At 72.6% G+C, this 10,847-nt stretch carries 7 protein-coding genes; 6 read left to right on the top strand and 1 reads right to left on the bottom strand.

Annotated features, from left to right (window positions below; genetic code table 11):
* Positions 1 to 1,950, top strand: a 1,950-nt coding sequence (locus tag HLB15_RS04435) for a tetratricopeptide repeat protein (protein ID WP_171104083.1), incomplete at its 5' end; no start/stop codon positions are given.
* Between the two features lie 93 nt (positions 1,951 to 2,043).
* Positions 2,044 to 5,001, top strand: coding sequence for an excinuclease ABC subunit UvrA (uvrA, locus tag HLB15_RS04430; RefSeq protein ID WP_171104081.1), 2,958 nt, complete (start codon positions 2,044 to 2,046; stop codon positions 4,999 to 5,001).
* 44 nt (positions 5,002 to 5,045) lie between these two features.
* Here uvrA and HLB15_RS04425 read toward each other — a convergent pair whose 3' ends face one another.
* Complete coding sequence (locus HLB15_RS04425; RefSeq protein ID WP_171104080.1) at positions 5,046 to 5,876, bottom strand: Abi family protein; 831 nt, start codon at positions 5,874 to 5,876, stop codon at positions 5,046 to 5,048.
* A gap of 211 nt (positions 5,877 to 6,087) precedes the next feature.
* Between HLB15_RS04425 and HLB15_RS04420 the strand changes: the two genes are divergently transcribed.
* The 4 genes from HLB15_RS04420 to HLB15_RS04405 are packed head-to-tail and all read left to right on the top strand — an operon-like array spanning position 6,088 to position 10,577.
* A complete protein-coding gene (locus tag HLB15_RS04420) occupies positions 6,088 to 6,573 on the top strand; it encodes an OsmC family protein (RefSeq protein ID WP_171104078.1) in 486 nt (161 codons plus the stop codon).
* A gap of 59 nt (positions 6,574 to 6,632) precedes the next feature.
* Positions 6,633 to 8,612, top strand: coding sequence for an excinuclease ABC subunit UvrC (gene uvrC, locus HLB15_RS04415; protein WP_171104076.1), 1,980 nt, complete (start codon positions 6,633 to 6,635; stop codon positions 8,610 to 8,612).
* A gap of 19 nt (positions 8,613 to 8,631) precedes the next feature.
* Positions 8,632 to 9,570 (top strand): RNase adapter RapZ, encoded by a 939-nt coding sequence (rapZ, locus tag HLB15_RS04410; protein ID WP_171104074.1) that lies wholly within the window; start codon positions 8,632 to 8,634, stop codon positions 9,568 to 9,570.
* On the top strand, positions 9,567 to 10,577 hold the full coding sequence (locus HLB15_RS04405; RefSeq protein ID WP_171104071.1) for a gluconeogenesis factor YvcK family protein: 1,011 nt from the start codon (positions 9,567 to 9,569) through the stop codon (positions 10,575 to 10,577). Before rapZ ends, HLB15_RS04405 begins: the two co-directional genes overlap by 4 nt.
* Positions 10,578 to 10,847: the final 270 nt, after the last annotated feature.

Below are 10,847 nucleotides of genomic sequence, written 5' to 3'. Positions count from 1 at the left end.
GACCTCGACCTCGACGAGGTGCAGGACGTCGTGGCGGCCGCGTGCCTGCTCGGCGTCGAGGACGCGGCAGCGGCGCGCGACGTGCTGCACCGCGTGGTGCCCGGCGTCCCGGTCCGGGCGGGCGCCCGCTGGCTGCTCTCGCTGCCGACGGCGCCGGTCGAGCTGGGGGAGGGCCCCGCGGGCGCCGACCGGTTCGGCGACCTGCTGGTCGTGGACCGGCTCGGGGGCTCGGTCGCGCTGGTCGGCTCGTGCACGTGGGGGCTGTCCCGCAGGGTGGCGCTGCGGGTGGTGCGCGTCGCGCGCCGGCTGGAGGTCGAGCTGTCCGAGGTCCCGGGCGCGACAGCGCTCGCCGCGGAGCTCCTGCGCCGCGCGGCCGACTCGTACGGCGACGACCCGCGCGCGCTGCGGACCGCGTTCCTGCTCAAGCCGCGCTCGGTCGCCGACGCGTCGCCCGACGACGTCGACAGGGGCGAGCGGGCCGTCGCGGCGGCCAAGGACGCCGTCGGGCGGGCCGAGGCGCTCGTCGACCTCGGGTCGGCGCTGCGCGACGTCGCGCGGCTGGCCGAGTCGGTCGAGGTGCTCGAGACGGGGGTCGCCGCCTGGCGCCGGATCGCGGCGGGCGACCCCGACCGGTATCGCACCGCGCTCGTCTCCGCCGTCAACGCGCTGGGGACGGCGCACTGGCGCTCCGGGCACGCGCAGGAGGCCCTGACGGCCCAGCGGGAGGCGGTCGAGCTGTGCCGCGCCGCACCCGAGCGGGACAAGACCTGGTGCGAGGCCGAGATGGCTCGCGTGCTGCTCAGCCTCAACGTGGTGCTCAACGACGTCGGCACGCCGCAGGACGAGGACGAGACCTTTGCCGAGCTCCTGCCGATCCTGCGCACGCTCGTCGGGCGCGACCCCCGGCAGTGGGCCACGTTCCTCACCACGGCGCTGTCCAACCGGTCCGTCACGCTCACCGAGAGCCGCCCCGAGGAGGCCGTCCCGCTGGCGCAGGAGGCCGTCGAGCTCAGCCGCCGGATGGTGCTCCAGGCCCCGGAGCGGCACCGGTTCGAGCTCGGGTTCGCGCTGACCAACCTGGCCAACGCCTACGCGGCGCTGGGGCGGGACCGGGAGGCGATCGCGCCGCTGGAGGAGGCCGTCGCGCTGCGCCGGGAGCTCTCGCGGGAGAACGCGGCGGCGCACACGTGGACGCTCGCCTACAGCCTCGCGTCGCTCGGCGCGGTGCGCTCACGCCTCGGCGACCACGACGAGGCCGTCTCGCTCGAGCGCGAGGCCGTGCTGCTGCGCCGCACGCTCGCCAAGGAGCACCCCGCCCGGTACCGGCGCATGCTCGCCGCGTCGCTGTCGAACCTCGCCGTCACCCACTCGCGCGCGGGCGAGCCCGAGGAGGCGCTGCCGCTGGAGCGGGAGGCGGTCGCGATCCGCCGCGGCCTCGCCGAGGAGGGGCAGCCTGGCGAGGAGTACCTCGCCAGCTCGCTGTCCAACCTCGGCGTGCTCTACTCCGAGCTCGGCAGGCCCGCCGACGCCGTGGCGCCGACCGAGGAGGCCGTCAGCAGGCTGCGGCGGCTCGCCCGCCGGGACCCCGACCGGTTCGAGCCCGACCTCGCCGACGCCCTGCTCAACCTCGGCGCGGCCCTCATGGACGCCCGCCGCTCGCGCGACGGCGTCGCGCCCACCGCCGAGGCGGTACGGGTGCGCAGGGACCTCGCCCGGCGCAGCCCCGACCGGCACCTCCCCGGTCTCGCCGCGGCCCTGTTCAACCTCGTGACGGTGCACATGGACCTCGAGGAGTGGGACACGGCCGCCGAGCACGCGCAGGAGGTGGTGGACGTGCGCAGGCGGCTCGTCGACGGCTCGTACGCGCACGAGCAGGACCTGCTGCGGGCCCTCGACCTGCAGTCCCGCGTGCGACGGTCGCAGGTCTCCGCGGGCCGTGCGGTGCGCTGAGCACCGCGCCGACGCGGTGCGAGCGGTGTGACCTGTCTGTGTGACCCATAGAACAGGCGTGCGAATGTCGGTGTCCCGCCCTAGGATGCCTGTGTGAGCAATCGTCTCGTCGTCTCGGGTGCCCGAGAGCACAACCTCAAGAACGTGGACCTGGACCTGCCCAGGGACCGGCTCGTCGTGTTCACCGGGCTGTCCGGGTCGGGCAAGTCGTCGCTCGCGTTCGACACCATCTTCGCGGAGGGGCAGCGCCGCTACGTCGAGTCGCTGTCCGCGTACGCGCGCCAGTTCCTCGGCCAGATGGACAAGCCCGACGTCGACTTCATCGAGGGCCTGTCGCCCGCGGTGTCGATCGACCAGAAGTCGACCAACCGCAACCCGCGCTCGACCGTCGGCACCATCACGGAGGTCTACGACTACCTGCGCCTGCTCTTCGCACGCGCCGGCACGCAGCACTGCCCGGTGTGCGGCGAGAAGGTGCAGTCGCAGACGCCGCAGCAGATCGTCGACCAGATCCTGGAGCTGCCCGAGAGCACGCGGTACCAGGTGCTCGCCCCCGTGGTCCGCGGCCGCAAGGGCGAGTACGCCGACCTCTTCAAGGAGCTGCAGGCCAAGGGGTTCTCGCGCGCCCGGGTCGACGGCGAGGTCGTGCAGCTGACCGACCCGCCCGCGCTGGAGAAGAAGCTCAAGCACGACATCGAGGTGGTCGTCGACCGTCTGGTCTCGCGCGAGGGGGTGCAGCGCCGGCTCACCGACTCGGTGGAGACCGCGCTCGCCCTGGCCGGCGGCCTGGTGATGATCGAGCTGGTCGACGCCGACGTGGACGACCTGAACCGGACGCGGAAGTTCTCCGAGAAGCGCGCGTGCCCGAACGAGCACCCGCTGACGCTCGACGAGATCGAGCCGCGCACCTTCTCCTTCAACGCGCCCTACGGCGCGTGCCCCGAGTGCACGGGTATCGGCTTCCGCCTCGAGGTGGACCCCGAGCTCATCGTGCCCGACGACGAGAAGACGCTGCGCGAGGGCGCGGTGGCCCCGTGGGCACAGACGTCGTCGGAGTACTTCGAGCGGGTGCTCACGGCGCTCGCCGACGAGATGAAGTTCTCGATGGACGTGCCGTGGCGCGCGCTGCCGGAGCGGGCACGGGAGGCGATCCTGCACGGCCGCGACCACAAGGTGCACGTCCGCTACAAGAACCGCTGGGGCCGCGAGCGGCAGTACTCGACCGGGTTCGAGGGGGCGGTGACGTTCCTGGAGCGCCGGCACCGCGAGACGGACTCCGACTGGTCCAAGGAGAAGTACGAGGCCTACATGCGTGAGGTCCCGTGCCCCACGTGCGGCGGCGCGCGCCTCAAGCCCGAGGTGCTCGCGGTCAAGATCGACGGCAGGTCGATCGCCGACGTGTCGCGCCTCCCGGTCGGCGAGGCGGCCGAGTTCCTCAAGGGCATCGAGCTCGGTGTGCGCGAGGCCCAGATCGCCACCGAGGTGCTCAAGGAGATCCACGCGCGCCTGGGCTTCCTGCTCGACGTCGGGCTGCACTACCTGACGCTCGAGCGCCCCGCCGGCACCCTGTCGGGCGGCGAGGCCCAGCGCATCCGGCTCGCGACCCAGATCGGCTCCGGCCTGGTCGGCGTGCTGTACGTGCTGGACGAGCCGTCGATCGGCCTGCACCAGCGCGACAACCGGCGGCTCATCGACACGCTGACCCGGCTGCGCGACCTCGGCAACACGCTCATCGTCGTCGAGCACGACGAGGACACGATCCGCGCGGCCGACTGGATCGTCGACATCGGCCCGGGCGCGGGCGAGCACGGCGGATCGGTCATCCACTCGGGCGACTACGCGGGCCTGCTGGAGAAGAAGGACTCGCTCACGGGCGCGTACCTGTCCGGGCGCCGTTCGATCGCGCTCCCGGCCGTCCGCCGGCCGGTCGACCCCGAGCGGCAGATCACGGTCGTGGGCGCGCGGGAGAACAACCTGCGCGACGTCGACGTGTCGTTCCCCGTGGGCGTGCTGACCGTGGTGTCGGGCGTGTCCGGGTCGGGCAAGTCGACCCTCGTGAACTCGATCCTCTACACCGTGATGGCCAACCACCTCAACGGCGCGCGCCAGGTCGCGGGCCGGCACCGGCGCGTCACGGGCCTGGAGCACCTCGACAAGGTCGTGCACGTCGACCAGGGGCCGATCGGCCGCACGCCGCGGTCGAACCCCGCGACGTATACCGGCGTCTGGGACCGCATCCGCAAGATCTTCGCCGAGACCGAGGAGGCGAAGGTCCGCGGGTACGGGCCGGGCCGGTTCTCGTTCAACGTCAAGGGCGGGCGCTGCGAGGCGTGCGCGGGCGACGGCACGATCAAGATCGAGATGAACTTCCTGCCCGACGTCTACGTGCCGTGCGAGGTCTGCCACGGCTCGCGGTACAACCGGGAGACGCTCGAGGTGCACTTCAAGGGCAAGACGGTCGCCGACGTGCTCGACATGCCGATCGAGGAGGCCGCCGAGTTCTTCAAGGCGTTCCCCGCGATCTCGCGGCACCTGACGACGCTGGTGGACGTGGGCCTCGGCTACGTGCGGCTCGGCCAGCCCGCCCCCACGCTGTCCGGTGGCGAGGCCCAGCGCGTGAAGCTGGCAGCCGAGCTGCAGAAGCGGTCGTCGGGCCGCTCGGCGTACGTGCTCGACGAGCCGACCACGGGTCTGCACTTCGAGGACGTGCGGCGCCTGCTCGGGGTACTGCAGTCGCTCGCGGACAAGGGCAACACCGTGATCGTCATCGAGCACAACCTCGACGTCATCAAGAGCGCCGACTGGGTCATCGACATGGGCCCCGAGGGCGGCAGCGGGGGCGGCACCGTCGTCGCGCAGGGCACGCCTGAGGCCGTGGCCGCCGTGCCCGAGAGCCACACGGGCACCTATCTCGCCGAGGTCCTGGACGCGGACGCCGTCGCGGCGGCGGCCGCGGCTCCGGCGGCCTCGAAGGCGTCGAACGGGTCCGCGAAGCGCGCACCGGCCCGCAAGCCGGCGAAGAGCAAGGCGAAGGCCAAGGCCTCGGCATGAGGTCGCGTCGGGACGTGCGCCGCGGCGCGCGTCCCGACGGTGTGTCAGCGCCCGCCTGTCGTCCCGCCTCCTGCTGCTCCGTTCCCCGTCGCCTCCGCCCGGGGCCGGGGCCGGGACCGGAGCAGTGCGGGGACGGGCGAGGCGCCGGAGAACCAGTCGCCGAGCACGGGGTCGATCGCGCGCAGGAGGCGCACCATCGTCCGGTGGTAAGCCAGGACATCGACCCCGATCAGCGGCTCGTGGTGCGCGACGCGGTTGCGCAGGCGGTGGAGTCGACTGACCCAGAAGTGGATCACGCCGGGGTCCTGGTGATACGGGAAGGCGTGCCGGATCGCTGCCTGCCACATCGTCTGCTGGGCGCGGCGCCGAGACGCGTGCGCCGTGCTGTCGGGCAGGAGCGTGACCCACGTGCCGAACATGAGGTTGGCCACCAGGTCGTCGTGCGTCACCGGGGCGGACGACCGCGGGTGTCCTGAGCCGCGAGCTTCTCTGCTCTCGGCGGCACGCCGCGCTGCGCGGAGGTACGTGCTGTGCCTGCGGCCGTGCCGGACCGTGTTGAGGAGACCGTAGAGCGGTGCCGCCGGGACCTCGAGCCAGTTCGAGGAGTAGCTCGCCACGCCGTGCTGCGGTGCCGGTGGTTGGACGGCGTTCCAGGTCCGCAGGCGTGCGTCCAGTGCGTTGCGCAACGCCACCTCGACGTGGCCGAGCGCCTCGTGCGTCGCGCCGGTGAGCCGGCTGTTCCACTGGTACAGCTCGAACGCCCGGTCGGCGTCGCCGGCCGCCCGGCCGAGATACGGCGCGAACCGGGCCGATGAGATGTACACCTCGAAGGCGTGCGCCGGTTGCTGGAACGCTTGCGACGCCGATCGGTCCACGTTATCGTCCTTTGCAGAGGCGCGGGCTTGAGACCGCGTGATGATTGAGCCAACCCCCTGGATCCTCGCGATCCAGGGGGCGCTTTCGTCTCGGGCGCCTCTATCCTCGGACCTCTAGCCCTCCCGCGCCATCGCACCGGTGATCTCGGTCGACGAGCACGGCCCCGGCGCGCCCGTGGCTTCCGGGCAACGCGACATCTAGGGTGTTCTCATGAGCGGAGCCACGCATGACTACGCCGTGACGGTGCGCTGGACGGGCGCGGGCGAGAAGGGGACCTCGTCGTACACCGCGTACTCGCGGGACCACGAGATCGACCTGCCGCACAAGCCGCCGCTGCCCGGTTCGGCCGATCCGGCGTTCCGTGGTGACCCGGAGCGGAACAGCCCCGAGGAGCTGTTCGTCGCGAGCCTGAGCCAGTGCCACATGCTGTGGTTCCTGCACCTGGCCGCCGAGTCGGGCCTCGTCGTGCGCGGGTACACCGACGCGGCGACGGGCACCATGCGGGTCGAGGCGCGCGGCGAGGGTGCGTTCACCGACGTCACGCTGCACCCGAAGGTCACGGTCGACCCGGGCGAGCTCGCCACGGACGAGCATGTCGACGCGCTGCACCACAAGGCGCACGCGATGTGCTTCATCGCGCGCTCGGTGAACTTCCCCGTGCGCGTCGAGCCCACGCCGCTGCAGGTGACCGCCTGACGCACGGCACCGGGGGAGCGCTGCCCCGACGTGTCAGTGGCAGCGCATAGGTTGGTGCCATGGCGGATCCAGCTACCTACAGGCCCAAGACGGGTGAGATCCCGACGTCGCCCGGTGTCTACCGGTTCCGCGACGAGCACGGCCGCGTCATCTACGTCGGCAAGGCGAAGAACCTGCGCCAGCGTCTGAACAGCTACTTCCAGGACGTGGCGCACCTGCACGAGCGCACGCAGCGCATGGTCACCACGGCCGCGTCCGTCGAGTGGACGGTCGTCGGCACCGAGGTCGAGGCGCTCGCGCTCGAGTACACCTGGATCCAGCAGTACGACCCCCGGTTCAACGTCAAGTACCGCGACGACAAGTCCTACCCCTACCTCGCCGTCACGCTCGGCGAGGAGGTGCCGCGCGCGCAGGTCATGCGCGGCGCCAAGCGCAAGGGAACGCGCTACTTCGGGCCCTACGGGCACGCCTGGGCGATCCGCGAGACCCTCGACCTGCTGCTGCGGGTGTTCCCGATCCGCACGTGCTCGGCCGGCGTGTACAAGCGGGCCGGGCAGTCGGGCCGGCCGTGCCTGCTGGGGTACATCGACAAGTGCTCCGCGCCGTGCGTCGGCCGCATCAGCGTCGAGGACCACCGCGCGCTGGTCATGGACTTCTGTGACTTCATGGCCGGCGACACAGCCAAGTTCGAGCGCCGCCTGACCAAGCGCATGCAGGAGGCGGCGGCCGAGATGGAGTACGAGCAGGCGGCCCGCCTGCGCGACGACATCGAGGCGCTGCGCCGGGCCACGGAGAAGAACGCCGTCGTGCTGGGCGACGCCACGGACGCCGACGTGTTCGCCCTCGTGGGCGACGAGCTCGAGGCCGCGGTCCAGGTCTTCCACGTGCGGGGCGGGCGCATCCGCGGCCAGCGCGGCTGGGTGGTCGAGAAGGTCGAGGACGTCACCGACAGCGAGCTCGTCGAGCACCTGCTCCAGCAGGTGTACGGGTCCGTCGAGGAGACGGGCGGGGTCGAGGCACGCGACGCGGTGCCGCGCGAGGTGCTCGTCCCGGTGCTGCCGCCCGACCTCGACCAGGTGGGCGCCTGGCTGAGCGGTCTGCGCGGCGCCCGGGTCGACGTCCGCGTGCCGCAGCGCGGCGACAAGAAGGAGCTCGCGGCCACCGTCCGCAAGAACGCCGAGCACGCGCTGATGCTGCACCGCACCCGGCGCGCGGGGGACCTCACCACACGGAGCCAGGCGCTGCGCGAGATCCAGGAGGCGCTCGACCTCGAGTCCGCGCCGCTGCGCATCGAGTGCTACGACATCTCGCACACGCAGGGCACCTACCAGTCGGCGTCGATGGTCGTGTTCGAGGACGGGCTGCCCCGCAAGAGCGAGTACCGCTCGTTCAGCATCCGCGGCTCGGACGGCGACGGCGCGCGCGACGACACCCAGGCCATGCACGAGGTCATCACCCGGCGGTTCCGGCGCTACCTCGCCGACCGGCTCCGGTCGAACGACGTCGAGATCTCCGCGGGCGAGGAGACCGGCCCGGACGATCCCGCCGGCACGCTGCCGGGTGGCGAGGTCGCGCCGGACGACGCCGGTGAGAGGAACCGCTTCGCGTACCCGCCGAGCCTCGTGGTGGTCGACGGCGGCCCGCCCCAGGTCGCGGCCGCCAAGCAGGCGATGGACGAGCTCGGCATCACCGACGTCGCCCTGTGCGGCCTCGCCAAGCGCCTGGAGGAGGTCTGGCTGCCGGGGGAGGAGTACCCCGTCATCCTGCAGCGCTCCAGCGAGGGGCTGTACATGCTGCAGCGCGTGCGCGACGAGGCCCACCGGTTCGCGATCACCCAGCACCGCAGGCGGCGCAGCAAGGGCATGACCGCCTCGGTGCTCGACGACGTGCCCGGCCTCGGCCCGGCCCGCAAGAAGGTGCTGCTGACGCACTTCGGCTCGCTCAAGCGGCTCAAGGCGGCGAGCGTCGAGGAGATCGCGAGCGTGCGCGGCATGGGGGACAAGACCGCGCAGGCCGTCGTGGCCGCTCTCAAGGGCTGACGCTGGCATGCTTGGAGGCATGAGCAACACCGAGCCCTCGCCCACCACAGCGCCCGACGGGATCGCCGAGGTCGAGGCCGCCACGCACGGGCCCGACCGCAGCGAACCCCAGGTGCTGATCATCACCGGCATGTCCGGCGCCGGCCGGACCCGGGCCGCCGCCGTGCTGGAGGACCTCGACTGGTACGTGGTCGACAACCTGCCGCCCATGATGCTGGTCCCGCTGGTCGACCTCATGGCCACGGGGTCGAGCATCGAGCGCGTCGCCGTCGTGGTGGACGTGCGGGGCCGGGAGTTCTTCTCCGAGCTGGACAAGGTGCTCGTGCACATGACGGAGGCGGACGTCGCCTACCGGATCCTGTTCCTCGACGCGAGCGACGAGGTGCTGGTGCGCCGCTTCGAGCAGGTGCGCCGCCCGCACCCGTTGCAGGGCGACGGTCGCATCCTCGACGGCATCGCCGAGGAGCGCGCCGTCGTCGCGACGCTGGCCGCGCGCGCCGACCTGCGCATCGACACCTCCGACCTGTCCGTGCACGACCTCTCGCGCGAGATCCGCTCCTGGCTGGCGCACGACGCGGAGCAGCAGCTGCGCATCAACGTGATCTCGTTCGGGTTCAAGTACGGCATCCCTCTGGACGCGGACCACGTGGTGGACGTACGGTTCCTGGCCAACCCGTACTGGATCACCGAGCTGCGACACCTGACGGGCCGTGACCAGCCCGTTCGCGACTACGTCCTGGCCCGGCCCGGCGCCGTCGAGTTCATCGACCGGTACGTCGACGCCCTGGCGCCGGTGCTCGCCGGCTACCTCAACGAGGAGAAGCGTTACGTGACCATCGCCGTGGGATGCACGGGGGGCAAGCACCGCTCCGTCGCCATCTCCGAAGCCATCGCCGAGCGCCTGCGCGCACGCGGTCAGCTCGTCTCCGTCTCGGCCCGGGACCTGGGACGCGAATGATCCCGCACGCCCCCGGAGTGCCCGACGTCCCGGCTCCGGAGTGGAGCAAGAACCCGTCGGTGGTCGCGCTGGGCGGAGGCCACGGGCTGTCCGCGAGCCTGTCGGCGCTCCGGCTCATGTCGGACCGCCTCACGGCCGTCGTCACGGTGGCCGACGACGGCGGCTCGTCCGGCCGGCTGCGTGACGAGCTCGACGTGCTGCCCCCGGGTGACCTGCGGATGGCGCTCGCGGCGCTGTGCGACGACTCGGAGTGGGGGCGCACCTGGAGCGCGATGCTCCAGCACCGCTTCGCGTCGTCGGGGGAGCTCGACAACCACGCGATGGGCAACCTGCTCATCGTGGCGCTGTGGGAGCTCCTGGGTGACCCCGTCGAGGGCCTGGACTGGGTCGGGCGCCTGCTCGGCGCCCGCGGGCGGGTGCTGCCCATGGCGTCCGTGCCGCTCGTCGTGGAGGCGGACGTCCGGCACGCGGCGGGCCCGGGGGAGCCGGAGCGGCCGCTGGAGACCGTCGTCGGGCAGAGCCGGGTCGCGGTGACCGACGGACGCATCGAGCAGCTCCGCCTCGTGCCGGCGGACCCGCCCGCGCTGCCCGAGGCGGTCCAGGCCGTGCTCGACGCCGACTGGGTCGTGCTCGGGCCCGGCTCCTGGTACTCGTCGGTGCTCGTGCACCTGCTCGTCCCTGCTCTGGCGGACGCGCTGCACGCCACGAAGGCGCGGCGCTGCGTGACGCTCAACCTGTCGGCCGACCACGGCGAGACCGCGGGGCTGACCGCCGTCGACCACCTCGAGGCGCTGCACAAGCACGCCCCGGGGCTGCGCATCGACGCGGTGCTGGCCGACCCGTCCGCCGTCGAGGACGTGGCAGCGCTCGAGGCGGCGGCGGCGTCCATGGGGGCGCGCGTCATCATGCGGCAGGTGCGGCGTGGCGACGGCACCGCACGGCACGACGGGCTGCGCCTCGCCGCGGCCTACCGCGACGTGTTCGAGGGTGTGTACGGGGACGTCTGACCGCGGCGACACGCGACGAGCACGAGCACGACGACGCAGGGCCCCGGGGACGGTTCCCCGGGGCCCTGCGCGTACGTCCCCCGGGCCTGACCAGGGGAGGGCCCCGCGCGTGTCCACGACCGCGTCCGGCATGCGAGACGGCGCCGGGAGACCGTTGACACGCCCCTGACCCGGCCGTAACTTCCCGCGCACCTCGATCCCCGACGACGTTCCCGACCACATCGGTCGGGAACACGACCCGACCCCAGCCCCCGCGTCACCGCCGGTGAC

Source organism: Promicromonospora citrea (genome assembly GCF_013004695.1).
GTDB lineage: Bacteria > Actinomycetota > Actinomycetes > Actinomycetales > Cellulomonadaceae > Promicromonospora > Promicromonospora citrea.
This window is presented reverse-complemented; position numbering and strand designations above follow the sequence as displayed.